The organism is Blastococcus sp. TBT05-19, assembly GCF_003319095.1.
Lineage (GTDB): Bacteria > Actinomycetota > Actinomycetes > Mycobacteriales > Geodermatophilaceae > Blastococcus.
In genome coordinates this window covers 75,596-100,301 of sequence record NZ_QOHI01000007.1, presented here as the reverse complement: position 1 = coordinate 100,301, position 24,706 = coordinate 75,596, and the positions used below count along the sequence as shown (strand labels likewise).

Here is a 24,706-nt window from a genome sequence, read left to right as displayed (position 1 = left end):
CGTGGCGGTCACCCTCGAGACCCCGCTGGCCAAGGTCCTCGGACCCAAGACCGCCACCGGCATGGCCGGCTCGCTCGGGCTGCACACGGTGCGCCACCTGCTCCGGCACTACCCGCGCCGCTACGCCAAGCGCGGTGAGATGGCCCGGCTGGACGACCTGCAGGCCGGCGACCGGGTCACCGTCCTGGCCCAGGTGAAGACGGTGAGCAGCCGGCCGATGCGGCAGCGCCGCGGGATGATCACCGAGGTCACCGTCGGCGACGGCGCCAGCACGATGAAGCTGGTCTTCTTCAGCTACCGGAACGCGCGCCTGGCGCCCGGCGTGTGGGGCATGTTCGCCGGCACGGTCGGCAGCTACCAGGGGAAGCTGCAGTTCACCCACCCCGACATGCACCTGCTCAGCGGCGACGACGATGACGACGACTGGGCGCGCGAGCTGGTGCCGATCTACCCCGCGAGCAAGGACGTCTCCAGCTGGGTGATCCAGAAGTCGGTGAAGCTGCTGCTCGGCGGTTCGGGCAACCTCGGCGACCTGGTCACCGACCCGCTCCCGGAGGAGATCCGCACCCGGCACGGCCTGCTCTCGCTCCCGGCCGCGCTGCTCGACATCCACCGGCCGACCACGCCCGAGGACGTCGCCCGCGCCCAGCGCCGGCTCAAGTGGGACGAGGCGCTCACCCTCCAGTTGACCCTCGCCGCGCGCCGGCGGGCGGCCGCCCTCGAGCCCGGCACCGCCCGGCCGCGGAAGCCCGGCGGCCTGCTCGACGCCGTCGACGCGGCGCTGCCCTTCGCGCTGACCGAGGGGCAGCAGGAGGTGGGGGAGGAGCTGGCCGCCGAGCTCGACCGCGACCAGCCCATGCACCGGCTGCTGCAGGGCGAGGTGGGCTCCGGCAAGACCGTCGTGGCGCTGCGCGCGATGGCGCAGGTCGTCGACGCCGGCGGCCAGGCCGCGCTGCTGGCGCCCACCGAGGTCCTCGCCGCCCAGCACGTCCGGGGCATCCGCGCCCTGCTCGGGCCGCTGGGGCGGTCCGGTGAGCTCGACGGCGACCCCGCCGGCACCCGCGTCACGCTGCTCACCGGCTCGCTCAAGGCCGCCGCCAGGCGGGAGGCGCGCGCGGAGGTGGCCGAGGGCCGGGCCGGCATCGTCGTCGGCACCCACGCGCTGCTGCAGGAGGGCGTCGACTTCGCCGACCTCGGCCTGGTCGTCGTCGACGAGCAGCACCGCTTCGGCGTCGAGCAGCGCGACGCCCTGCGGGCGAAGGGCAACCGGCCCCCGCACGTGCTCGTCATGACCGCCACGCCCATCCCGCGGACCGTGGCCATGACCGTGTACGGCGACCTCGAGGTGTCCACGCTGCGGCAGCTGCCGAGCGGACGCGGCGGCGTCTCCAGCTCGGTCGTCCCCGTGACGGAGAAGCCGGGCTGGCTCGACCGCGCCTGGGAGCGGCTCCGCGAGGAGGTCGCCGCGGGCCGGCAGGCATACGTGGTCTGCCCGCGGATCGGCGACGTGCCCGGCGACGAGCCCGAGGACGCCGACGGCGCCCCGCCGGACGAGGACGGGCGCAGCGACCGCCGTCCACCGCTGGCCGTGCTCGACGTCGCCGAGGCGCTCCGCTCCGGTCCGCTGGCCGGCCTGCGGCTCGACGTCCTGCACGGGCGCATGACCCCCGAGGAGAAGGACGGCGTCATGCGGGCCTTCGCGGCGGGGGAGACCCAGGTGCTGGTCGCCACCACCGTCGTCGAGGTCGGCGTCGACGTCCCCAACGCGACGGTCATGGTGGTCATGGACGCCGACCGGTTCGGTGTGAGCCAGCTGCACCAGCTGCGCGGCCGGGTGGCCCGGGGCGCGCACGCGGGCCTGTGCCTGCTGGTCACCGAGGCGCCGTCGGCCTCGCCCACCGGCGAGCGGCTGGCGTCGGTCGCGGGCACCTCCGACGGCTTCGAGCTCGCCCGGCTGGACCTGGAGACCCGGCGCGAGGGCGACGTCCTCGGGGCCGCGCAGTCCGGCAAGCGCTCGGGGATCCGGATGCTGTCCCTGCTGGAGGACGAGGACCTCATCGCCGAGGCCCGCACCGAGGCGGCCGCCCTGCTCGCCGGTGATCGCGGGCTCGCCGACCACCCCGGCCTGGCCGCCGAGGTCGCCGCCCTCGCGAGCGACGACCGCGCCGAGTGGCTGGAGAAGGCGTGACCCGGCTGATCGCGGGCCTGGCGGGAGGACGGCGGATCAAGGTCCCGCCGGCCGGGGTGCGGCCGACCGGCGACAAGGCCCGGGGCGCGCTGTTCAACTCGCTCGGCTCGCTGGTCGACCTCGAGGGCGCCGCGGTGCTCGACCTCTACGCCGGCTCGGGTGCGCTGGGGCTCGAGGCGCTCTCCCGCGGCGCGTCGTCCGCCGTCTTCGTGGAGTCCTCGTCCGGCGTGCTCCCGGTGCTGCGGTCGAACCTGGCCGCCGTCGGGTTGCCCGGCGGCCGGGTGGTGGCCGGCTCCGTCCCGGCCGTGGTCGCCGGTCCGGCGCCCGCGGAGTTCGACGTGGTGCTGGCCGACCCGCCCTACGACGTGCCCGTCGACGACGTGCTGGGCGTCCTGCGCGCCCTCGTCAGCGGCGGCTGGCTGGCGCCCGGCGGCGTCGTGGTGGTCGAGCGGTCCAGCCGCGAGCAGCCCTGGGAGTGGCCGACACCCCTGGAAGGCCTGCGCGACCGGCGCTACGGCGAGGCCGTGCTCCGGTACGGTCGGCGACCGTGAGACGCGCCGTCTGCCCAGGTTCCTTCGACCCGGTGACCAACGGGCACGTCGACGTCATCACCCGGGCCGCCACGCTCTACGACGAGCTGGTGGTGGCCGTGCTGGTCAACCCGGGCAAGGCGGGGCTGTTCCCGGTCGAGGAGCGCATGGAGCTCCTCCGCGAGGCCGTCGCCGACCTGCCCAACGTGACCGTCGACAGCTTCCAGGGGCTGCTGGTCGACTACTGCCGCGCCCAGGACATCCCGGTGATCGTCAAGGGGCTTCGGGCGGTCAGCGACTTCGAGTACGAGCTGCAGATGGCGCAGATGAACCGCGAGCTGGCCGCGATCGAGACGCTGTTCGTGCCCACGGCGCCGCAGGTCGGCCACCTCTCCTCCAGCCTCGTGAAGCAGATCGCCACGTTCGGCGGCGACGTCTCCAAGCTGGTCCCCAAGGCCGTCCACGACCGGCTCGCCGAGCACGCCCGGCGGTCCTCCCGATGACCCGGCCCACGCGCGGCAAGAACAACACCGAGGTCGTCTACCGGCTCTACGAGACCGTCGACGAGCTGACCCAGGTCATCGAGAACGCCCGCGGGGTGCCGATGTCGGCGTCCTGCATGGTGCCTCGCGACCTCGTGCTCGACCTGCTCGACGACCTGCGGGAGTCGCTGCCGGAGGACGTGCAGGCGGCCGGCGCGATCGTCGAGCAGCGCACCGAGATCCTGCAGCAGGCCCAGGCCGAGGCGGAGCGGCTCACCGGCCGCACGCGCACGGAGAGCGAGCAGCTGCTCGTCCAGGCCCGCCACCAGCGGGACGAGATCCTGGGCACCGCCCGTCGCCAGCGCGACGACCTGCTGACCCGCACGCAGGAGGAGGCCGAGCAGATCGTCCTCGAGGCGGAGGCCGAGGCGGAGGCGCTGCTGGCCGACGGGCGGCAGCTGCGCGCGCAGATGCTGGCCGAGGCGCAGGCCGAGCACGAGCGGCTCATCACCGAGACCGAGGTCTACCGGAGCGCGGTGGACCGCGCCGACGAGCTCGGCGCCCAGTCGCACACCGACGCCGCCCGGATGCGGGCGGAGGTCGACGAGTACGTCGACACCCGGCTGGCCGAGTTCGGCACGACGCTGGAGCGCATGCTGCGCTCGGTCGAGAAGGCCCGCACCACCCTCCGCGAACCCTGAGACGTTCCGCACGATGGGCGGGCCGAGGGGATCGGGTAGTCTTGATCCCTGGTCCGACCGCCGTGGGTCTTCGCCCCGGCCGGCCTCCCCTTCCCGCTCCCGACCGCGAGTACTGACATGCCTGCCGCTCAGCCGCACCGCACCGGCGCCCCGTCCTCCCCGGACCGGCGTCCTGCTGCCAACCCCTGGAAGCTCGACCTCCGGGAGCTCGGCCGGCGGGCGGGGTCCATGCAGGAGCTGGACCGCACGGCGCCGGCGCCGGCCGAGTGGCGGGTCGAGCTCATCGGCGTGCCCGAGAAGGCCGACGTGCGCCTGCAGCTCCGGCTGGAGTCGGTCATGGAGGGCGTGCTGGTCACCGGGGAGCTGCACGTCCCGGTCGTCGGCTCCTGCGCCCGCTGCCTGGAGCCGATCGAGGACACCCTGCGCCTCGACATCCAGGAGCTGTACGCCTACGAGGGCAGCACCACCGAGGCGACGAGCGAGGAGGACGAGGTGCGCCGGATCGAGGGCGACTTCCTCGACCTGGAGCCGCTCGCCCGTGACACCGTCGTCCTGAACCTGCCGCTGGCGCCGGTCTGCACCGAGGACTGCGCCGGCCTGTGCGTCGACTGCGGCGAGCGCCTCGACGACCTGCCCGCCGACCACTCGCACGAGATCGTCGACGCCCGCTGGGCCGCGCTCGCCGCGAAGTTCGGCACCCCTGCTTCCTCGTCGGGCACCCCCGGCGAATCCACCACCCCAGAGGAGAACTGACGTGGCCGTTCCGAAGCGGAAGATGTCGCGGGCCAACACCCGCATGCGCCGGTCGCAGTGGAAGGCCGTCGCGCCGACCCTGTCCCCGTGCCCCAACCGCGCCTGCGGCGAGCTCAAGCCCCCGCACATCGCGTGCCCGACCTGCGGCCAGTACGCCGGCCGCCAGGTCCTCTCCGTCTGATCCGCCCGAGCTGACCGCCGTGGGGACGACGGCCGCCGCGCACCCTCCCGAGGGTGCCGTCGACGGACGTCCCCCGGGCGGGCTCGAGCACGCCCAGCGGGCCGCCGCCTGGCTGTCCGACGTCCTCGACGTCGACCTGCCCGGCGGCCTGCTGTCGTTGGCGCTGACCCACCGGTCGTTCGCCTACGAGAACGGCGGCCTGCCCACCAACGAGCGCCTGGAGTTCCTCGGCGACTCGGTGCTGGGCCTCGTCGTCACCGACGAGCTGTACCGCAGCCAGCCGGAGCTCCCCGAGGGCCAGCTGGCCAAGCTGCGCGCCTCGGTCGTGAACATGACCTCGCTGGCGCGGGTCGCGAGGCGGCTCGGTGACGGCGGCCTGGGTGCGCACCTGCTCCTGGGGCGCGGCGAGGAGACCACGGGCGGCCGGGAGAAGGACTCGATCCTCGCCGACGCGCTCGAGGCGCTGATCGGGGCGATCCACCTCGGCTGCGGGCTGGAGACCGCCTCGGCGATCGTGCACCGGCTCTTCGACCCGCTGCTGGTCGAGGCCGCCACCCGCGGTGCGGGCCTGGACTGGAAGACCAGCCTCCAGGAGCTGGGTGCCGCCGCCGGCCTGGGGGCGCCGGTCTACCAGGTCGCCGACGAGGGCCCCGACCACGCCAAGACGTTCACCGCCGAGGTGCTGCTGGCCGACGTCGTCCGGGGCCGGGGCACCGGGCGCACCAAGAAGGCCGCCGAGCAGGAGGCCGCCGAGGCCGCCTGGCGGACCCTCTCCGACGCCTGATCCCACCGACGCCTGACCAGGGAGGCCGATCCCGATGCCGGAACTTCCCGAGGTCGAGGTGGTCCGCCGCGGCCTGGAGCAGTGGGTCGCCGGGCGCACCGTCGCGACCGTCGAGGTGCACCACCCGCGCGCCGTGCGCCGGCACCTCGAGGGCACCGACCACTTCGTGCAGACGATCACCGGCCGCACCTTCACCGCCGCCCACCGGCGGGGCAAGTACCTGTGGATGCCGCTGGCCGAGGCCGACGGCGCCCCCTCGGGCCGGGCGCTGGTCGGGCACCTGGGCATGAGCGGCCAGCTGCTGGTGGAGAAGCCGTCGGCGCCCGACGAGACCCACCTGCGCGCGCGGTTCACCTTCACCGACGGCGGCCGCGAGCTGCGCTTCGTCGACCAGCGCACCTTCGGCGGGCTCGCGGTCGAGGAGAGCACGGGGGAGGGCATCCCGCCGCGGCTGGCGCACATCGCGATCGACCCGCTGGACCCCTCCTTCGACACCGCGGCCTTCGCCGCGGCCCTGCGCCGGCGGCGCACCGAGGTGAAGCGCGCGCTGCTGGACCAGACGCTGATCGGCGGGGTCGGCAACATCTACGCCGACGAGTCGCTGTGGCGGGCCCGCCTGCACGGCGCCCGGCCCACCGACAAGCTCACCAACGCCCAGGTGCACGACCTGCTCGACGGCATCCGCGACGTGCTGGGGGAGGCCCTGGCCCAAGGCGGGACCTCGTTCGACTCCCTCTACGTCGACGTCAACGGGCAGAGCGGGTACTTCTCCCGCTTCCTCGCCGTCTACGGGCAGGGTGACCGGCCCTGCCCCCGCTGCGGGACGCCGATCCGCCGCGAGCCGTTCATGAACCGGTCGAGCTACAGCTGCCCCACGTGCCAGCCCCGCCCGCGGGCCCGTCGCACGACCTGACCCCGTTGCCGGGACGTGACGAACGTGACACCACCCGGTTCCGGGAGGGCCGTTGCGCCGCCGTTGACCTGCGTGTCCGGTGGTGTCACCCTGAGAAGACCAGACCGCGCCGACCGTTTCCCGGGGCGCCGGTCACCCCTCCCGCAGTCGAAAGGCCGTTCCCGCCATGGCCAAGGCCCTCTTCGGTCACGTCGTCACCTCCGCGGAACTCCGAGTGGTCGAGGAGAACGCGATCCTGCGGGCGAAGGTCCGCCGGCTGGAGCAGGAGCTCGCGGAGCTCCGCGCCCAGCGCGACGCCGCCATCGCCCACGAGCTGCTCTCGATGACCGGCGACGCCGCCGAGCCCGCGCTCGCCCGGTAGTCCGTCCCACCTGCACCACGGGCCTCGCGCCCCACCTGGAACCGTCGTACCGGGGATAGAGTCTCCTTCCCGTGCACCTCTCCAGCCTGACGCTCAAGGGCTTCAAGTCCTTCGCGTCCGCGACGACGCTCCGGCTGGAGCCGGGCATCACCGCCGTCGTCGGCCCCAACGGCTCGGGCAAGTCCAACGTCGTCGACGCCATCGCCTGGGTCCTCGGCGAGCAGGGCGCGAAGAGCCTGCGCGGCGGGAAGATGGAGGACGTCATCTTCGCCGGCACCGCCGGCCGCCCCGCGCTCGGCCGGGCCGAGGTGACGCTGACCATCGACAACACCGACGGCGCGCTGCCGATCGACTACACCGAGGTCTCGATCACCCGCCGGATGTACCGCTCCGGCGAGAGCGAGTACGAGATCAACGGCGACAAGGTGCGTCTGCTCGACGTCCAGGAGCTGCTCAGCGACTCCGGTATCGGCCGGGAGATGCACGTCATCGTCGGCCAGGGGCAGCTCGACGCCGTCCTCTCCGGCCGACCCGAGGACCGCCGCGCCTTCATCGAGGAGGCCGCCGGCGTACTGAAGCACCGCAAGCGCAAGGAGAAGGCGCTCCGCAAGCTCGACGGGATGCAGGCCAACCTCGACCGGCTGGCCGACCTCACCGCCGAGCTCCGCCGCCAGCTCAAGCCGCTGGGCCGTCAGGCCGAGGTGGCCCGCCGCGCCGCCGGGGTGCAGGCCGACCTGCGCGACGCCCGGCTGCGGCTGCTCGCCGACGACCTGGTGCAGCTGCGCGACGCCCTGGACCGCGACGTCGCCGACGAGACGGCGGCCCGCGAGCGCCGCACCCTGGTCGAGCGCGACCTCTCCGTCGTCTCCCGCCGCGAGTCGGAGCTGGAGCGCGAGCTGGCCGCCGGCGCACCGCGGCTGCAGACGGCGTCGGACACCTGGTACCGGCTCTCCGCCCTGGGCGAGCGCTTCCGCAGCGTCGGCCAGCTGGCCGCCGAGCGGCACCGGCACCTCTCCGCGAGCGCCCCGGCCGGCGCGAGCGGGCGCGACCCCGACCAGCTCGACGCCGAGGCCGACCGGGTGGCCGCCACCGAGGCGGAGCTCGCCGCCGGGCTCGCTTCCGAGCGGGAGCGCCTGGCGGCCGTCGTCGCCGGGCGGGCGGAGCTGGAGACCGCGCTCGCCGCCGCGGAGAAGGCCTGGGTCGCCGCGGCGCGGGCGCTCGCCGACCGGCGCGAGGGCCTGGCCCGGCTCTCCGGCCAGGTGGCCGCCGCCCGCTCCCGGGTCGGTGCCGGGCAGGCCGAGATCGACCGGCTGACCCTCGCCGCGGCCGAGGCAGCGGACCGCGCGGAGGTGGCCGCCGACCGGTTGGCCGACCGGCGCGGGCAGGTGGCCGAGCTGGAGGACACCGATGTCGCGCTCGTGGCCGCCCACGAGGACGCCCTCGCCGCGCACGCCGCGGTCGCCCGCCGGGTCACCGAGCTGACCGAGGCCGAGCGCGCCGCCGAGCGCGACCGCGCCTCCTGGCAGGCCCGCCGCGACGCCCTCGCCCTCGGGCTGACCCCTGCCGACGGGGCGGCCGCCGTGCTCGACGCCGGGCTGGCCGGCGTCGTCGGGCCGGTCACCGAGCAGCTCGCCGTCGCCCCGGGGGACGAGGTGGCCGTCGCCGCCGCGCTGGGCGGCATGGCCGACGCCGTCGTCGTCGCCGGGGTGGCCGAGGCCGCCGCCGCGCTGGACCACCTCAACCGGACCGAGGGCGGCCGGGCCGGCCTGCTGGTGACCGGCGGCCTGCCGCCGGTCCCGCGCGACGGCTGGCCGGAGCTCCCGGCGGGTGCCCGCTGGGCGCTCGACGCCGTGACGGCCCCGGAGCCGCTGCGCCCCGCACTGGCCCGTGCCCTCGAGCGGGTGGCACTCGTGGCCGACCTCGACGCGGCGGTGGCGCTGGTCCGCACCCACCCGCGGGTGCGCGCGGTCACGGCCACCGGCGCGCTGCTCGGTGCCGACTGGGCCCTGGGTGGGCAGGTCGACGCGCCCTCGAACCTGGAGCTGCGCGCCCGGGTCGAGGAGGCCGGCACCGAGCTGACCGCCGCGGTCGCCCGCGCGGCCGAGCTCGCCGAGCAGCTCACGAGCGCGCGGCAGGAGGCGCAGGCGCGCTCGGCCGACGTCGACGAGGCGCTCGCCGCCCGGCAGGCCGCCGACCGCACTCGCTCGGCGGAGGCGGCCGCGCTGGCCGAGCTGGGTGCGGCGGCGCGGTCGGCCGCGTCGGAGGCCGAGCGCTCGCTGGCCGCGCGGGTGCGCGCGGAGCAGGCGCTCGAGCAGGCGCAGGAGTCCCTGGACCGGCTGGAGGCGCAGCTGGCCGACGCCGAGGCGGCACCGGTCGAGGAGGAGCCGCCCACCGAGGAGCGCGACCGGCTGCGGGCCGAGGTCGCGGCGGCCCGGCAGGCGGAGACCGAGGCGCGGCTGGCGGTCCGCACCGCGGAGGAGCGCGCCCGGGCCCTGCACGGCCGGGCCGAGTCGCTGCGTCGGCAGGCCCGGCAGGAGCGGGCCGCCCGCGAGCGGGCGGCGGCGGCGCTGGTGGCCCGGCAGCGGGGAGCCGCAGTCGCGGCCCGCGTGCGGCAGGACGCCGAGGCGGCGCTCACCGCGCTGCAGGGCTCCCTGGCCCGCGCCGCCGCCGAGCGGGACGCCCTGGCCGCGGCGCGCAGCGGGTTCGAGGCCGAGCTGCTCGACGTCCGCAGCCGGGTCCGGGCCGCGACCGCCGAGCTGGACCGGCTGACCGACGAGGTGCACCGCGACGAGGTGGCGCGCACCGAGCAGCGGCTGCGCATCGAATCGCTGGAGGGCCGGGCGGCCGAGGAGTTCGGCGTCGACCTGCCCACCCTGATCGGCGAGTACGGGCCCGCCGCCCCGGTGCCGCCGACCCCGCAGCAGGAGGCGGCGGCCGAGGCCGCGGGGGAGCCCGCACCGGAGCCGGTGCCCTACGAGCGCGCCGAGCAGGAGCGACGGGTCGCCCGTGCCGAGCGGGACCTCGCCACCCTCGGCAAGGTCAACCCGCTGGCGCTGGAGGAGTTCGCGGCGCTGGAGGAGCGGCACACCTTCTTGGCCACCCAGCTCGAGGACCTCAAGAACACCCGCCGGGACCTGCTCACCGTCGTCCGCGAGGTCGACGACCGCATCCACGACGTCTTCGCCGCGGCCTTCGCCGACGTGGCGCGCGAGTTCGAGCAGGTCTTCGCCACCCTGTTCCCGGGCGGCTCCGGCCGGCTGGTGCTCACCGAGCCCGACAGCATGCTGACCACCGGCGTCGAGGTCGAGGCCCGGCCGCCGGGCAAGAAGGTCAAGCGGCTCTCGCTGCTGTCCGGCGGCGAGCGCTCCCTGACCGCCGTGGCGATGCTGGTGGCGATCTTCCGCGCCCGCCCCTCGCCGTTCTACGTGCTCGACGAGGTCGAGGCGGCGCTGGACGACGTCAACCTGGGCCGGCTGCTCGTGCTGGTGGAGCAGCTGCGCTCCACCTCGCAGCTGATCATCATCACGCACCAGAAGCGCACGATGGAGATCGCCGACGCCCTCTACGGCGTCAGCATGCGGGGCGACGGGATCACCGGGGTGATCAGCCAGCGTCTCCGTGAGCTCGAGACGGTCTGACCCGGGAACTCCTCCTCGGGTTTCGCGCAGCGGCGTGGCGGCCGTAGGTCAGGTCGCTGCGGGGTGGCAGGCCGGCCCACCAGGTCGCGAGCGCGATCACCGCTCCTGCCGCCAGCCACCACAGCTCGTCCTCGTTGTGGTCGGGGTCGAACACCGAGCTCGCGGTCCGGCGCAGGGCGAGCTCGCTGCCCGCCGGATGCCGTCGCGCGGTCTGCAGCTCCACCGCCCCGTCCGCGGTCGCGACCTCGCACGTCGTGACCGCACCCGGCAGGCGGTCGGCGGGTCGTTCGGTGCGGCAGCCGATCACCTCGCCGCCGTCCGGCCGGCTCCGCAGCTGGTCGACCAGCGCCGCACCACCGAGAGCCACGCAGACGAGGGCCACCGTCAGCAGGGCGAACCACTGCCAGCGGTCCCACCACCGGCTCGACCGCCGTGCGCCCGACCTCCGTCGCAGGACGTCCACGAGCCCTCCCCGTCGATCAGACGCCGCTGCGGACCTCGAGGTCGACGACGACCGGCAGGTGGTCCGAGGCGCCCTCGGCGTCGAGCACGTAGGCGCCGGCGACGGCGACCCCGGAGGACACCCACACCTGGTCGATCCGGCGGTGCGGGGAGCGCGCCGGGTGGGTGTTGCCGGCGTCGGCCTGCCAGAACTTCCAGCCGGCCTGGTCGTCACGGGCGCGCGCCAGCTTCCAGGCGTCGGTGAACCGCTGCCGCAGGACGTCGAGCTCGGGGGCGTCGGGCTCGGTGTTGAAGTCGCCGACGAGCACGCCGGTGTCCATCGGCTCGGTGTGCAGCTCGGCCAGCGCCGCCACCTGGTCGGCGCGCTCCTGCGCGGAGCGGGTGGTCAGGTGCGTGGCGGTGATCCACAGCGCGCCGCCGTCGAGCTCGACCATGGTCCGCAGCGCGCTGCGCGGCTCCCCGCCGCCGGGCAGCCGGTGCACGTCGCTGATCAGGATCGGCAGCCGGGACAGCAGCGCGTTGCCGTACTGCCGGTGCGCCCCCTCGTCCGGGCGCCTGCTCTCGTCCCCGCCCCGGTCGATCGCCGGACCCCACGCCAGCTGCATGTCCAGGGCCCGCGAGAGCAGCAGTGCCTGGTCGACGTCCTCGCTGCGGGCGCCGAACCGCCGGTCGACCTCCTGCAGGCAGATGACGTCGGCATCGACCGAGGCCAGCAGCTTGGCCAGCCGGGGGAGGTCGTGCCGGTCGTCCTCGCCCACGCCGTGGTGGGTGTTGAAGGTGACCAGGCGCACCGGGATCGGCGGCTGGTCGGGACCGGGGGCCGGCTTCGTCACCTCCCCACCCTCTCAGGCGTCGGACAGCGGCTCGTCGAGAACCTCCCGGAGCTGCTCGTCGCCCAGCTCCGACACCGACAGCAGGAAGCGGGCCTCCCGGCCGCTCAGCACCAGCTCGCCGATCTGGTTGCCGAAGAAGGGGCCGGCCCGCTTCTCCCACTCGAGGGCGGTGGGTTCGGCCTTCACGAGCCGGGCCAGGCGCTCGGTCCACCGGCGCGCCGCCCGGCTCCAGCCGATCCGGAAGCCGACGCGGATGGGGTGCGGTGCCTGGTTGTGCAGCGGCGAGACGGTGAGCTGGTGCACCCGGGCCTCGAGCGCCCCGGGGCGCACCAGCTCGGCGGCGTAGGCGTGGTGGACGTCGCCCGAGAGCACCAGCGCGGTGGCCGGTGCGCGGCCGTGCTCGCCGCGGGCCACCGAGGTCAGCGCCGCGCCCAGCCGCTCGAAGGAGTGCCCGAACGCCGCCCAGTGCTCCAGGTCGGCGCCCTGCCGGACCTTCTCGGCCAGGCGCCCGCGGAGCCGGCCGTGGTGGCGGACGTTGAGCGTCTCGTTCCACCGCTCCAGGTTGTGGATCGCGTGCGGCAGCAGCCAGGGCAGCGAGGTGCCGACGATCAGGTGCTCCACGCCTTCGTCCACGGCGCGGCGCATCGCTGTCTCGACCCAGGCGAACTCGTCCTCGTCCAGCATCCGGCGGTGCTGCTCCTCCAGCACCCGGCCGGCCCGGCTGTCGACCATGATCAGCCGCGCGTCGCCCCAGTGCCGCACGTAGCTCCACCGGATCGTCGCGGGTTCGGCGTCGGCCAGTTCGGCCATGGCGCGCAGCAACGGCTCGGCGTCGCGGATGGGGTCGTCGTCGCCCAGCCCCTGGATCGCCTGCCAGGTCGCGTCCTCCGACAGCTCGCGCGGGCTGAGGTTTCCCAGGTGCTGGTAGACCCAGTAGCTGACCAGGCCCCCGGTGATCCGCCCCTGCCACCAGGGCTCCCGGGAGACCTCGGACCGCCACGCCGCCGAGGTGTTCCAGTCGTCGATCATCTCGTGGTCGTCGAAGATCATCGAGGACGGGATCGTCGACAGCAGCCAGCGCACCTGCGGATCGGTCCACGACTCGTAGTAGAGGCGGGTGTACTCCTCGAAGTCCGCCACCTGGTCGTCCAGGGCCCGGCGCTCGGTCCGCGCGTCGCGCCGGCGGTGCAGCAGCGACCGGGTGCGCTCGGTGAGCTCGTCGGCGTACACCTGGTCGCCGAGGAGGACGAGGGCGTCGGGCCAGCGCTCCTGCGGCTGCGCGGCGATCCGTGCGGCGTAGAGGTCCAGCGCGTCCGGCGGGATGCCCTCGGAGTCCTCGACGGTGGCCGGGCTGGCGTAGCGGCACGACCCGAAGGCCAGCCGGAAGGGCCCGGGGCCGCCGGGCGTGCGGATCCGGCTCGGCGGGAACGCGGGCTCCTCCGGCGGCCAGACCCGCGTGCCGTCGAGGTGCACCTCGTACGGCGTGACGCTGCCCGGCTCCAGGTCCTCCACCACGACCAGCGCGTAGTGGTGACCGGCCACCGAGAAGGTGCGGGCCCGGCGGTCGAGCACGGTCACCTCGCAGGGCCGGTCGACCTCCACCCAGAGCGTCGCGGAGACCGGGTCGACGTGCCGCAGCAGCGGTCCGAGGAGGAGGGCCGGGGCTGACCGGTCGGCAGGGGGCATGGGCACAGCCTGGCCCATGGGGCCGACGGCCGGGCCTCGCGACCCCGCGGTCGCCGGGCTGGGAGACTCGCGGCCATGGAATTCGTGCTGATCGCGATCGCGATCCTGGTCGTCGCGCTGATCGCCGGCGTCAGCCTCCTCGTCGGCCGCGGACGGCGGACGGTGCGCCTGGACGACGACGACGCGGCCGGCACCACGCTGACCCGCCCGGCGGGGCCCCCGGCGCCGCCCGCCCCGCCCGTGCCGTCCGGGTCGACCGCCTCCGGTCTCGGCCTGCCGCCGGAGACCGTCGAGCTGCCCCCGGCGGAGCCCGAGCCCGGCCTGGTCTTCGACACCCCGCTGCCCTCGGCCGGCCGGCTGGTGCGGCTGCGCTCGCGGCTGGCCCGCTCGCAGTCCTCGCTCGGCCGCGGCCTGCTCACCGTGCTCGCCCGCGAGAAGCTCACCGAGGACGACTGGGAGGAGGTCGAGGAGACCCTCCTCGCCGCCGACGTAGGCATCGCCGCCACCACGCAGATCGTCGAGCGGCTGCGCACCCAGTCGATGGTGCTGGCGACCGCGTCCGGCGCCGACCTGCGCGAGCTGCTGGTCCGGGAGCTGACCGGCGTCCTCGGGCCCGACCTGGACCGGACGCTGGGCACCACCCGGCACGAGGGGCGCCCGGGCGTGGTGCTCGTCGTCGGCGTGAACGGCGCCGGCAAGACGACGACGGTCGGCAAGCTCGCCCGCGTGCTCGTCGGCGACGGGAAGAGCGTGATCCTCGGCGCGGCCGACACCTTCCGCGCCGCCGCCGCCGACCAGCTCGAGACGTGGGGCGAGCGCGTCGGCGTGCTCACCGTGCGCGGCCGCGAGGGCGGCGACCCGGCGGCGGTGGCCTTCGAGGCGGTGCGCACCGGCGTCGAGGCCGAGGTGGACACCGTCGTCGTCGACACCGCCGGCCGGCTGCACACCAAGTCGGGGCTGATGGACGAGCTCGGCAAGGTCAAGCGGGTCGTGGAGAAGCAGTCGCCGGTCACCGAGGTGCTGCTCGTGCTCGACGCGACGACCGGCCAGAACGGCGTCGTGCAGGCCCGGGTGTTCACCGAGGCGGTCACGGTCACCGGCGTCGTCCTCACCAAGCTCGACGGCACCGCGAAGGGCGGCATCGTCGTGCGCGTGCAGCAGGAGCTGGGCATCCCGGTGAAGCTCATCGGGCTCGGCGAGGGCCCTGACGACCTGGCGCCCTTCGAGCCCCGCGCGTTCGCCGAGGGGCTCGTCGGAGAGGCCTGACCTCTCAGGCGGGGGGAGGTGCGGCCGGCCGGGGGCTGAAGCCGTAGGGCAGCTCCAGCCGGTGCGCGGCCAGCAGCGCGGCGTCGGCGAGCACCTCGTGCGTCGGGCCGTCGGCGACGACCACCCCGCCGTCGAGGACGACCGAGCGCGGGCACAGCTGCGCGGCGTAGGGCAGGTCGTGGGTGACCATCAGCAGCGTCACGGGGAGCTCGTCGAGGACCTCGGCGAGCTCCCGCCGTCCGGCCGGGTCGAGGTTCGACGACGGCTCGTCCAGCACGATGATCTCCGGCTGCATCGCGAGCACGGTGGCCACGGCCACCCGCCGGCGCTGGCCGAACGAGAGGTGGTGCGGCGGCCGGTCGGCGGCGTCGGCCATGCGCACCTGCGCGAGGGCTTCGGCGACCCGGGCGGCGACCTCGGCCTCGGCGAGGCCGAGGTTGCGCGGCCCGAAGGCGACGTCCTCGCCGACGGTCGGCATGAAGAGCTGGTCGTCGGGGTCCTGGAAGACCACGCCCACCCGCCGGCGGATCTCGGGCAGCGACCGCTTGTCCGCCTCCAGGCCGGCGACGTTCACCCGGCCCCGACCGCCGCGCAGGATGCCGTTGAGGTGCAGCACCAGCGTCGTCTTGCCGGCGCCGTTGGGCCCGAGCAGCGCGACCCGCTCACCCCGTTCGATGCGCAGGTCCACGCCGAACAGGGCCTGGTGCCCGTCGGGGTAGGCGAACGCGAGGTCCTCCACCAGCAGGGACGGCGGGGGAGTGCTCACCCCAGCAGCATCCCGGCCGCGAGCACGGTGGCGGCGGCCAGGGGCAGGCCGAGGGCCACCGCCCACGACCGCGCGTCGACGACGGCCGCCGGGCCGGTGGGCAGGCTCCCGGTGTAGCCGCGGCTGAGCATCGCCAGGTGCACGCGCTCGCCGCGCTCGTAGGACCGCACGAACAGGGCGCCGGCGGTTGCCGCCAGGACCCGCAGCCCGCGCAGGCCGCCGCCGGTGAAGCCGCGGGACTCCCGGGCCACCCGCATCCGGTGCAGCTCGGAGCCGACGACGTCGGCGTACCGGACCATGAACATGAGGATCTGGACGAGCAGCTGGGGCAGGCGCAGTCGCTGCAGCCCGCGCAGCAGCGCCCGGGGCTCGGTGGTCGCGGCGAGCACCGTCGCGGCGAGGATCGACAGGGTGGCCTTGGCCAGCAGCCCGCCGCCGGCCGCGAGGCCGCTCTCGGAGAGGGAGAGCCCGAGCACCTCGACCCGCGGCCCGCGGGCCACGAACGGCATGAGGACGGCGAAAGCGACGAACGGCACCTCGACGACCAGGCCCCGCGCCAGCCGGCCGGGGCCGACGCCGGCGACCGCGGCGGTGCCCAGGACAGCGAGCAGGTAGCCGGCGTAGGCGGCCGCGGCCCACGGCGCGTGCACGGGCGTGGCCACGACGACGACGGCGAACGCCAGCACCGCCACGAGCTTGGCGTGCGGCTCGAGGCGGTGGACGACGCTGGTGCCCGGCAGGTAGCGCGCGGTCAGCGCGCCTCCGTGGCCCGCTCCCAACTCAGTCCTCGCCGGCCGGGACGCCGCGGCGGCGCACCAGCCAGGTGACGCCCCCGGCGAGGCCGAGGGTCATCAGCACGCCCACGACGCCGGCCGCTCCGGAGGAGAGCCGGTTCTCCTCGCCGTTCCACAGGTAGTCGGCGAACGGCGAGCCGGCGGCGGCGCCGTCCTCGGCCGTGTGCGCGAACCCGGCCCGCTCGGCGGCCCACTCCAGCCCGTCGGGGGAGCCGCTGGCGTACCAGCTGACGAACCCGGCGACGACGAGGGCGAGGAGGACGCCGACGATCCAGAGGGTGCGGCCCCGGCGCTTCATCGGGCCTGCTCCGCGGCGACGGGACGACGGTCCTCGAGCGGGGCGGCGGACAGCAACCCGCGCGCGCCGTGCACGAGATCGGGCCGGACGGCGAGCACGGCCCCGACCACGGCGACGGTGATCGCGGCCTCGCCCAGGCCGATGAGCAGGTGCACGCCGGTCATCGCGGAGGCGACCGTGCCGATCGGCAGGTCCACCTGGCCGCCCAGGGCGAACAGGCCGACGAACGTGAGGGCCGCGGCGGGCACCGAGAGGAACGCGGCTCCGCCGGAGGCGGCCAGCACGCCGGTGCGGGTCCGCGGCAGGACGGCGGTCAGCCCCCGGAAGACGCCGTAGCCCACGACCACGGCGACCAGCCCGAGCAGCGTGACGTTGGTGCCCAGGGCGGTGAGCCCTCCGTCGGCGAAGACCACCGCCTGCACGAGGAGCACCGCGGTCATGCAGAGCAGGGCGGTCCACGGGCCCACCAGGACGGCGGTGAGGACCGCGCCGATGAGGTGCCCGCTGGTGCCGGCGGCGACCGGGAAGTTGATCGTCTGGCCGGCGAAGACGAACGCGGCGGTGAGCCCGGCCAGGGGGGCGGTGCGGTCGTCGAGCTCGGTGCGGGCCTTGCGGAGCGCCAGCGCGACGGTGCCGGCGGCGAGCGCGCCGGTGGCGAGGGAGGTGGGGGCGTCGAGGAAGCCGTCGGGGACGTGCACGGCGTCGACCTTATTGCACATCGTTCGCAACTGGCCCGCTCGGGCGGCCCGGGAGGACCTGCGCAACACCCCCGCAACGAACGCGCCGGACACGCGCTGCGGAGTTCACCGCACCGAAACGCGACTCCGCCGTCGTCGGAAACACGGCACCGGCACCGTGAACGCCACTCGACGACGGGTCGGCTGCGGCCCCGACACACTGGAGGAGGTTGCCGTGGTCAACACCGGCGACACCGCCTGGATCCTCATCAGCGCCGCCCTCGTGCTGCTGATGACCCCGGGCCTCGCGCTCTTCTACGGCGGCATGGTCCGCGCGAAGAGCGTGCTGAACATGATGATGATGAGCTTCGGGGCGCTGGCGCTGATCAGCGTCCTGTGGGTCCTGTACGGGTACTCGATCGCCTTCGGCGACGATGTCGGCGCCGGCCTGCTGGGTGATCCGACCCAGTACTTCGGCCTCGCGGGCCTGATGGAGGACGTCACCGGCGAGGAGGGCGGGCTGCCCGCCATGGCGTTCGTCGGCTTCCAGGCCGTCTTCGCCATCATCACCGTGGCGCTGATCTCCGGCGCCATCGCCGACCGCGCCAAGTTCGGCGCGTGGATGGTCTTCGCCGGCGTCTGGGCGACCGTCGTCTACTTCCCGGTCGCGCACTGGGTCTTCGACTTCAGCCTCGAGGAGCACGTCGGCGGCTGGATCGCCAACGACCTGGCGGCGATCGACTTCGCCGGCGGCACCGCGGTGCACATCAACGCCGGTGCCGCGGGCCTGGCGCTCGCGCTGGTCCTGGGCAAGCGCCGCGGCTTCGGCCGCGAGGCGATGCGCCCGCACAACCTGCCGCTGGTGATGATCGGCGCGGGCCTGCTGTGGTTCGGCTGGTTCGGCTTCAACGCCGGCTCCGCGCTCGCCGCCAACAACACCGCCGCGGTGGCCTGGGTGAACACCCTCGTCGCGACCGCCGCCGCCACCCTCGGCTGGCTGCTCGTGGAGAAGCTGCGCGACGGTCACTCGACGTCGCTGGGCGCGGCCTCCGGTGTGGTCGCCGGCCTGGTCGCCATCACCCCGGCGTGCTCGGCGGTCTCGCCGGTCGGCGCGATCATCCTCGGCGCCATCGCCGGTGCGCTCTGCGCCCTGGCCGTGGGCCTGAAGTACAAGCTCGGCTACGACGACTCGCTCGACGTCGTCGGTGTGCACCTCGTCGGTGGCCTCTGGGGCACCGTCGCCGTCGGCTTCCTGGCCGACCCGGACGCGCCGGCCGGCGTGGAGAGCCTGTTCTTCGGCGGCAGCGTCGACCAGCTGTGGCGGCAGGTCGTCGGGGCGGTGGCGGTGCTGGTCTTCTCCTTCGTCCTTACGCTGGTCATCGGCTGGGTGATCCAGAAGACGATGGGCTTCCGGATCACCGAGGAGGACGAGATCACCGGTATCGACAACGTCGTGCACGCGGAGTCCGGCTACGACTTCGCCTCGCTCGGCAGCAGCGGGTCCACCGCACCACTGTCCGGCCAGGCTCGCGCCGAGGCCCGCAACACCGAGAGGACGCTGGCATGAAGCTGGTCACCGCGATCGTCAAGCCGTTCAAGCTCGACGACGTCAAGAACGCCCTCGAGCTGATCGGCATCGCCGGGCTCACCGTGAGCGAGGTCCAGGGCTTCGGCCGCCAGCGCGGCCACACCGAGGTCTACCGCGGCGCGGAGTACCAGGTGGACTTCGTCCCCAAGGTCCGCATCGAGGTGGTCGTCAGCGAGCTGGACGCCGCCCGCGTGGTCGACGCCGTCGTCGAGGCGGCCTCCACCGGTCAGATCGGCGACGGGAAGGTGTGGGTGACGACGATCGACGAGATCGTGCGGGTCCGCACCGGGGAGCGCGGCGACGACGCCGTCTGACGGGAACCGATCGGCGCCGGCCGGGGAGCGGAGCACCCGTTCCCCGGCCGGCGCCCCCGTTGCAGCAGACCACCGAGGGGGAGCCGTGCTGGACACCGAGGCGCTGCCGCGGATGGGCCGGGCCGAGCGGGTCGCGGCCCTGGACGCCTGGCTGGCCGGGCTGCTCGCCGAGGCCGTCGGCGGGACGCCGCCGCCGAAGGCCCGCCGGGGCGCTCCGCCGCCCCGCACCGGGACCGACGGCGTCGCGCTGGTCGCGGTCGGCAGCCTCGGCCGCCGCGAGCTGCCGCCGCACGGCGACCTCGACCTCGTGCTGGTCCACGAGGGCCGCCCGGAGATCGCGGCCATCGCCGACGCGCTCTGGTACCCCGTCTGGGACGCCGGGTTGCGCCTGGACCACTCCGTCCGGTCGGTCGCCGAGGCGGTGACGGTCGCCTCGACCGACGCCAAGGCCGGCCTCGGCCTGCTCGACGCCCGGCTCGTGGCCGGGGACGCCGAGCTCGCCGGGCGGCTGCGCAGCGCCACGCTGGCCAGCTGGCGCCAGCACGCCTCGCGGCTGCTGCCGCAGCTCCGCGACCTGCGGCGCGAGCGCGCCTCCCGCCTCGGGGAGCTCGCGTTCCTGCTGGAGCCCGACCTCAAGGAGGCCTACGGCGGGCTGCGCGAGGGGCAGGTGCTGCGCGCCGCCGCCGCGGCCCAGGTCGCCGACGAGCCCAGCGTCGAGGCCGAGCAGGCCTACGAGTTCCTGCTCGACGTCCGCGACGAGCTGCGGGCCCGCAGCGCCCGGTCCGGCGACGTCCTGGTCCGGCAGGAGCAGCGCGCCGTCGCAGAGGCGCTGGGGCTGGCCGACGAGGACGTCCTCCTCCGCGAGGTGAGCCTCGCCGGACGGCGGCTGGCCTTCGTCGCCGACGAGACCTGGCGCCGGGTGGAGGCCGCCCTCGTCCGGCGTCCCCGGGGCCGCTACCGCCGGGTCCGCCGGGAGCCGCTGGCCGACGGCGTCGTCCGCCAGGGCGACGAGGTGGTGCTCGCCCGCGACGCGCGGCCGACCGCCGACCCGGGTCTGGTCCTGCGCGCCGCCGCGGCCGCGGCCCGTGCCGAACTGCTGCTCTCGCCCTACACGCTCAAAGTCCTGGCGGTGCACAGCCCGCCGCTGCCCGAGCCGTGGCCGTCGGAGGCACGCTGGTCGTTACTGCGGGTGCTGGCCAGCGGCCGGTCCGCGGTCCGGGTGCTGGAGCAGCTGGACCAGGAGGGGCTGCTCTCCCGGTTGCTGCCGGAGTGGGACCGGGTGCGCTCGCTGCCGCAGCGCCACCCCTGGCACCGGTTCACCGTCGACCGGCACCTCGTCGAGGCCGCGGCCGCGGCCAGCGAGCTCACCCGCGACGTCGACCGCCCCGACCTGCTGCTGATCGGTGCGCTGCTGCACGACATCGGCAAGGGCTATCCCGGCGACCACAGCGTGGTCGGGGAGCCGGTGGCCGCCGAGATCGCGACGCGGATGGGTTTCGGACCGGCCGACGTCGCCGTGCTCGCCACCCTCGTGCGCCACCACCTGCTGCTGCCGGCCACGGCGACGCGGCGCGACATCGACGACCCGGCGACGATCGAGCGGGTCGCCGACACGATCGGCCGGGACGCCTCGGTGCTGCAGCTGCTGCACGCGGTGGCGCAGGCCGACGGCGCCGCCACGAGCGCGTCGGCCTGGTCGCCGTGGAAGGCGCACCTGGTGGCGGCGCTGGTCGCGCGCGTGCAGGGGGAGATCGGCGGGACCGTCGTCGAGGAGCCCGAGCCGGTGCTCAACCCGACCGAGCCGCAGGTCACCGCCCAGGTGGCCGGGGCCTCCGGCGCGGTCACCGTCGGCATCGAGGACGTCGCCGACGGCCAGCAGGTGACCATCGGCGCCCCCGACCGGCCGGGGCTGCTCAGCATGTGCGCCGGGGTGCTGGCGCTGAACCAGCTCGACGTCCGCGCCGCGAAGACGACCGTGACCGACGGATGGTGCACCGGGGTGTTCGCCGTGCGGCCCCGCTTCGGTCGGGCGCCGGTGCCCGAGATCCTCGCCGACGGCGTGCGGGCGGCCCTGGACGGCACCCTCCCGCTGGCCGAGCGGCTGCGGCAGCGCGAGGCCGACTACCGGGAGGACGGCCGGGCCGCGCCGCCGCGGATCTCCTGGCACAACGCGGAGGTCAGCGGGCTTGCGACCGGGATCGTCGAGGTGCGGGCCGGCGACCGGGCCGGGCTGCTCTACCGGCTGACGGCGGCGATCGCGGGGGAGGGGCTGGACGTGACCGGCGCCCGCATCGAGACCCTCGGGGGCGACGCGGTGGACTGCTTCTACGTGGCCAACCCCTCGGGCTCGCCGGTGGACCAGGTGCAGCGCGAGCGGGTGGACTCCGCGCTGGTCGCGGCGACGCGGGGCGGTGGCGCGGTGCCCGTAGGGGCCGACACGCCCTCCTGAGCTCCGCCGTTCTGTCAGAGGTGCGTGCGAGCGTCGGAGGCGATCGGGACGGGCCCCTGCTGTGGGGGCCACAGCTGAGAGGAGCGCCTCGTGGACAGCCGCCAGTGGCCCTGCCCCACCTGCGGGGAGGACGCGGAGTTCGTGCAGCCGCCGTGCGCCGACGGTCACACCGAGGACGGCGCGGAGTGCCCGGAGTGGGCCTGCGCCGACTGCGGCACCGCGATCACGACCGGCGACGCGGCCGTGCTGCCGGTCGTCGTGGCCTCCGCCCGCGCGGCCTGAACGGTCCCGCGGCTCCCTGGATACGCTGGGAGCAGGTGGCGCGGCGAGCCCGCGCCCGTGACTGCTGAGGACGTGCTGTGTTCGAGACCCTCTCCGACCGCCTCGACAAGGTCTTCACCGGCCTGCGGGGCAAGGGTCGGCTCTCCGACGCCGACATCGACGCGACCGCGCGCGAGATCCGGATCGCGCTGCTGGAGGCCGATGTCGCGCTGCCGGTGGTGCGGGCCTTCATCGACGCGATCAAGCAGCGCGCCCGCGGCGCCGACGTCTCGCAGGCGCTGAACCCGGCGCAGCAGGTCATCAAGATCGTCAACGAGGAGCTCATCCAGATCCTCGGTGGCGAGACCCGCCGCATCCGGCTGGCCAAGCAGTCGCCGACGGTGATCATGCTGGCCGGTCTGCAGGGTGCCGGTAAGACGACGCTGGCCGGGAAGCTCGGCCGCTGGCTCAAGGAGCAGGGCCACACCCCGCTGCTGGTCGCCGCCGACCTCCAGCGCCCCAACGCGGTCAACCAGCTGTCCATCGTGGCCGGCCAGGCCGGCGTCGACGTGTTCGCGCCGGAGCCCGGCAACGGCATCGGCAACCCGGTGCAGGTGGCCCGCGACTCGATCGACCACGCGCGCCGCACCATGCACGACGTCGTCGTCGTCGACACCGCCGGCCGGTTGGGCATCGACGCCGAGCTGATGCAGCAGGCGGCCGACATCCGCGACGCCGTGCAGCCCGACGAGACGCTGTTCGTCGTCGACGCGATGATCGGTCAGGACGCCGTCAACACCGCGCAGGCCTTCGCCGACGGCGTCGGGTTCTCCGGCGTGGTGCTCACCAAGCTCGACGGCGACGCCCGCGGTGGTGCGGCGCTCTCGGTGCGGTACGTGACCGGCCAGCCGATCATGTTCGCCTCCACCGGCGAGAAGCTCACCGACTTCGACGTCTTCCACCCCGAGCGGATGGCCTCGCGCATCCTCGGCATGGGCGACGTGCTCACCCTCATCGAGCAGGCCGAGAAGACCTTCGACGCCGAGCAGGCCGAGCGCATGGCCGGCAAGCTCGCCTCCCGCGAGGGCTTCACGCTCGAGGACTTCCTCGAGCAGATGATCGCCATCCGCAAGATGGGCCCGATCGCGAACCTGCTCGGCATGCTGCCGGGTGCGGGGCAGATGAAGGAGCAGCTCAAGCAGCTCGACGACCGGGAGCTCGACCGGATCACCGCGATCATCCGGTCGATGACGCCCGAGGAGCGGGTCAACTCCAAGCTCATCAACGCCTCGCGCCGGGTCCGCATCGCCAACGGCTCGGGACGCACCGTCACCGACGTCAACCAGCTGCTTGAGCGCTTCGCGCAGGCCCAGAAGATGATGAGCCAGATGGCCGGCAGCCTGGGCATGCCCGGCATGGGGCCGATGTCGAAGAAGCAGCGCGGCCGCCAGCAGCAGGCGCAGGCCGCCCGCGGCAAGGGCAAGAAGGGCAAGGGGAAGGCCAAGGGCGGTCCCGCCCGGCGCCCCGTGGGCGCCCCGGGTCTGCCGCCGGGCGCCGGTTTCCCGGGCGGTGGCAACCCGTTCGGGGGCGGCGGGATGCCCGGGCTGCCGCCGGGCCAGGGTCTGCCGGATCTGAGCAAGCTGAACTTCGACCAGTTCAAGGACCAGCAGGGCAAGTGAGCGACCCTGCGCTCCACCTCGCCGGCGTGGTGCTCCCCGAGGGGGAGCACCGCGACGTGTGGGTGCGCGAGGGCCGGTTCACCTTCGAGCCGGTGCCGGGGGCGGAGACGGTCAGCCGCGGGGGCTGGCTGATCCCGGGCCTGGTCGACGCGCACTGCCACGTCGGGATCCTGCGCGGCGGCGGGCACGCCGAGGACCTCGCCGAGGCCCGCGCGCAGGCGCTCACCGAGCGGGACGCCGGGGTGCTCGCGCTGCGCGACTGCGGGTCGCCGGTGGACACCCGGGCCTTGGACGACGAGCCCGACCTGCCGACGATCATCCGGGCCGGGCGGCACATCGCCCGCACCCGCCGCTACATCCCGGGGCTCGGCATCGAGATCGAGCCCGACGACCTGGTGGAGCAGACCCGCATCCAGGCCCGTCGCGGTGACGGCTGGGTGAAGCTCGTGGGCGACTGGATCGACCGCTCGGTCGGGGATCTGGCGCCCGAGTGGCCGGCCGACGTCGTCGCGGCGGCGATCGCGGCCGCGCACGAGGAGGGGGCGCGGGTCACCGCGCACACCTTCGGCACCGACGCGCTGCCCGCGCTCATCGAGGCGGGCATCGACTGCATCGAGCACGGCACCGGGCTCACCGAGGAGCTCATCGGCGAGATGGCCCGCCGGGGCACCGCCGTCGTGCCGACCCTGGTGAACGTGGAGAACTTCCCGGGCTTCGCGGCGGCGGGGGAGAAGAAGTTCCCGACGTACGCGAGCACGATGCGCCGGCTCTACGCGCACTCCGGGGCGGTCGTGCGGGCGGCGTACGAGGCGGGCGTGCCGGTGTTCGCCGGGACCGACGCCGGTGGTGGCATCGACCACGGCGTGATCGCGGACGAGATCCTGGCGCTGTGCGAGGCCGGCATCCCGGCGGAGGACGCGCTGGCCGCCGGCTCCTGGAAGGCGCGTGAGTGGCTGGGGCTGCGCGGCATCGAGGAGGGGGCGCAGGCCGACGTCGTCGTCTACGAGACCGACCCGCGTGCGGACCTCGACTCGTTGCAGCGACCGCGACGAACGATCCTGCGCGGCCGCGTCGTCGCCTGACGGTTCGCTGCAGCGGCTGC

Annotated in this window: 24 protein-coding genes; 17 read left to right on the top strand and 7 right to left on the bottom strand. The window is 75.0% G+C overall.

Features of this window, described 5'->3' with window-relative positions:
* Position 1: 1 nt before the first annotated feature.
* From recG to smc, 10 genes are all read left to right on the top strand, one after another.
* Positions 2 to 2,188, top strand: a complete 2,187-nt coding sequence (gene recG / locus DQ244_RS17490; protein WP_113812792.1) for an ATP-dependent DNA helicase RecG — start codon at positions 2 to 4, stop codon at positions 2,186 to 2,188.
* A complete protein-coding gene (gene rsmD / locus DQ244_RS17485) occupies positions 2,185 to 2,739 on the top strand; it encodes a 16S rRNA (guanine(966)-N(2))-methyltransferase RsmD (RefSeq protein WP_113812791.1) in 555 nt (184 codons plus the stop codon). The genes recG and rsmD overlap by 4 nt, the downstream gene beginning before the upstream one ends.
* Entirely contained in the window at positions 2,736 to 3,221 is a 486-nt protein-coding gene (gene coaD, locus DQ244_RS17480; protein ID WP_113812790.1) for a pantetheine-phosphate adenylyltransferase, read from the top strand. The genes rsmD and coaD overlap by 4 nt, the downstream gene beginning before the upstream one ends.
* Entirely contained in the window at positions 3,218 to 3,901 is a 684-nt protein-coding gene (locus DQ244_RS17475) for a hypothetical protein (protein ID WP_113812789.1), read from the top strand. Before coaD ends, DQ244_RS17475 begins: the two co-directional genes overlap by 4 nt.
* A gap of 117 nt (positions 3,902 to 4,018) precedes the next feature.
* Positions 4,019 to 4,654, top strand: a complete 636-nt coding sequence (locus DQ244_RS17470; protein WP_113812788.1) for a DUF177 domain-containing protein — start codon at positions 4,019 to 4,021, stop codon at positions 4,652 to 4,654.
* 1 nt (position 4,655) lies between these two features.
* Positions 4,656 to 4,835: a 50S ribosomal protein L32 gene (gene rpmF / locus DQ244_RS17465; protein ID WP_113812787.1), complete on the top strand. Its 180-nt coding sequence runs from the start codon at positions 4,656 to 4,658 to the stop codon at positions 4,833 to 4,835.
* Between the two features lie 19 nt (positions 4,836 to 4,854).
* The gene (gene rnc / locus DQ244_RS17460; protein WP_113812786.1) at positions 4,855 to 5,619 is read left to right on the top strand and encodes a ribonuclease III; all 765 of its coding nucleotides are present in this window, start codon (positions 4,855 to 4,857) and stop codon (positions 5,617 to 5,619) included.
* Between the two features lie 34 nt (positions 5,620 to 5,653).
* Positions 5,654 to 6,532, top strand: a complete 879-nt coding sequence (gene mutM / locus DQ244_RS17455) for a bifunctional DNA-formamidopyrimidine glycosylase/DNA-(apurinic or apyrimidinic site) lyase (RefSeq protein WP_113812785.1) — start codon at positions 5,654 to 5,656, stop codon at positions 6,530 to 6,532.
* Between the two features lie 166 nt (positions 6,533 to 6,698).
* On the top strand, positions 6,699 to 6,893 hold the full coding sequence (locus DQ244_RS17450) for a hypothetical protein (RefSeq protein WP_113812784.1): 195 nt from the start codon (positions 6,699 to 6,701) through the stop codon (positions 6,891 to 6,893).
* Positions 6,894 to 6,964: 71 nt separating this feature from the next.
* Positions 6,965 to 10,531: a chromosome segregation protein SMC gene (gene smc, locus DQ244_RS17445; protein WP_113812783.1), complete on the top strand. Its 3,567-nt coding sequence runs from the start codon at positions 6,965 to 6,967 to the stop codon at positions 10,529 to 10,531.
* On the opposite strand, the gene DQ244_RS17440 is transcribed toward smc, so the two are convergent.
* Genes DQ244_RS17440 through DQ244_RS17430 form a run of 3 tightly spaced genes read right to left on the bottom strand, consistent with a single transcriptional unit; the run spans position 10,497 to position 13,512 of the window.
* On the bottom strand, positions 10,497 to 10,994 hold the full coding sequence (locus DQ244_RS17440) for a hypothetical protein (RefSeq protein WP_113812782.1): 498 nt from the start codon (positions 10,992 to 10,994) through the stop codon (positions 10,497 to 10,499). The genes smc and DQ244_RS17440 overlap by 35 nt on opposite strands.
* A gap of 16 nt (positions 10,995 to 11,010) precedes the next feature.
* Complete coding sequence (locus DQ244_RS17435; protein WP_113812781.1) at positions 11,011 to 11,826, bottom strand: endonuclease/exonuclease/phosphatase family protein; 816 nt, start codon at positions 11,824 to 11,826, stop codon at positions 11,011 to 11,013.
* Positions 11,827 to 11,838: 12 nt separating this feature from the next.
* The gene (locus tag DQ244_RS17430; RefSeq protein ID WP_113812780.1) at positions 11,839 to 13,512 is read right to left on the bottom strand and encodes an alkaline phosphatase D family protein; all 1,674 of its coding nucleotides are present in this window, start codon (positions 13,510 to 13,512) and stop codon (positions 11,839 to 11,841) included.
* Between the two features lie 75 nt (positions 13,513 to 13,587).
* Between DQ244_RS17430 and ftsY the strand changes: the two genes are divergently transcribed.
* A complete protein-coding gene (gene ftsY / locus DQ244_RS17425) occupies positions 13,588 to 14,778 on the top strand; it encodes a signal recognition particle-docking protein FtsY (RefSeq protein ID WP_113812779.1) in 1,191 nt (396 codons plus the stop codon).
* Between the two features lie 4 nt (positions 14,779 to 14,782).
* On the opposite strand, the gene DQ244_RS17420 is transcribed toward ftsY, so the two are convergent.
* The 4 genes from DQ244_RS17420 to DQ244_RS17410 are packed head-to-tail and all read right to left on the bottom strand — an operon-like array spanning position 14,783 to position 17,334.
* Positions 14,783 to 15,544, bottom strand: coding sequence for an energy-coupling factor ABC transporter ATP-binding protein (locus tag DQ244_RS17420; protein ID WP_113812778.1), 762 nt, complete (start codon positions 15,542 to 15,544; stop codon positions 14,783 to 14,785).
* Complete coding sequence (gene cbiQ, locus DQ244_RS17415; RefSeq protein WP_113812777.1) at positions 15,541 to 16,323, bottom strand: cobalt ECF transporter T component CbiQ; 783 nt, start codon at positions 16,321 to 16,323, stop codon at positions 15,541 to 15,543. The genes DQ244_RS17420 and cbiQ overlap by 4 nt, the downstream gene beginning before the upstream one ends.
* A 1-nt stretch (position 16,324) precedes the next feature.
* A complete protein-coding gene (locus DQ244_RS19735) occupies positions 16,325 to 16,636 on the bottom strand; it encodes a PDGLE domain-containing protein (RefSeq protein WP_199580458.1) in 312 nt (103 codons plus the stop codon).
* A complete protein-coding gene (locus tag DQ244_RS17410; protein ID WP_199580457.1) occupies positions 16,633 to 17,334 on the bottom strand; it encodes an energy-coupling factor ABC transporter permease in 702 nt (233 codons plus the stop codon). The genes DQ244_RS19735 and DQ244_RS17410 overlap by 4 nt, the downstream gene beginning before the upstream one ends.
* A gap of 214 nt (positions 17,335 to 17,548) precedes the next feature.
* Between DQ244_RS17410 and DQ244_RS17405 the strand changes: the two genes are divergently transcribed.
* From DQ244_RS17405 to DQ244_RS17380, 6 genes are all read left to right on the top strand, one after another.
* Positions 17,549 to 18,880: an ammonium transporter gene (locus DQ244_RS17405; protein ID WP_113812776.1), complete on the top strand. Its 1,332-nt coding sequence runs from the start codon at positions 17,549 to 17,551 to the stop codon at positions 18,878 to 18,880.
* The gene (locus tag DQ244_RS17400) at positions 18,877 to 19,215 is read left to right on the top strand and encodes a P-II family nitrogen regulator (protein ID WP_104530520.1); all 339 of its coding nucleotides are present in this window, start codon (positions 18,877 to 18,879) and stop codon (positions 19,213 to 19,215) included. The genes DQ244_RS17405 and DQ244_RS17400 overlap by 4 nt, the downstream gene beginning before the upstream one ends.
* Before the next feature lie 85 nt (positions 19,216 to 19,300).
* Positions 19,301 to 21,664 (top strand): [protein-PII] uridylyltransferase, encoded by a 2,364-nt coding sequence (locus tag DQ244_RS17395; protein WP_113812775.1) that lies wholly within the window; start codon positions 19,301 to 19,303, stop codon positions 21,662 to 21,664.
* Between the two features lie 90 nt (positions 21,665 to 21,754).
* Positions 21,755 to 21,946 (top strand): hypothetical protein, encoded by a 192-nt coding sequence (locus DQ244_RS17390; protein ID WP_113812774.1) that lies wholly within the window; start codon positions 21,755 to 21,757, stop codon positions 21,944 to 21,946.
* A gap of 77 nt (positions 21,947 to 22,023) precedes the next feature.
* Positions 22,024 to 23,604, top strand: a complete 1,581-nt coding sequence (gene ffh / locus DQ244_RS17385) for a signal recognition particle protein (protein ID WP_113812773.1) — start codon at positions 22,024 to 22,026, stop codon at positions 23,602 to 23,604.
* On the top strand, positions 23,601 to 24,686 hold the full coding sequence (locus tag DQ244_RS17380; protein WP_113812772.1) for an amidohydrolase family protein: 1,086 nt from the start codon (positions 23,601 to 23,603) through the stop codon (positions 24,684 to 24,686). Before ffh ends, DQ244_RS17380 begins: the two co-directional genes overlap by 4 nt.
* The last annotated feature ends 20 nt before the right edge of the window (positions 24,687 to 24,706 follow it).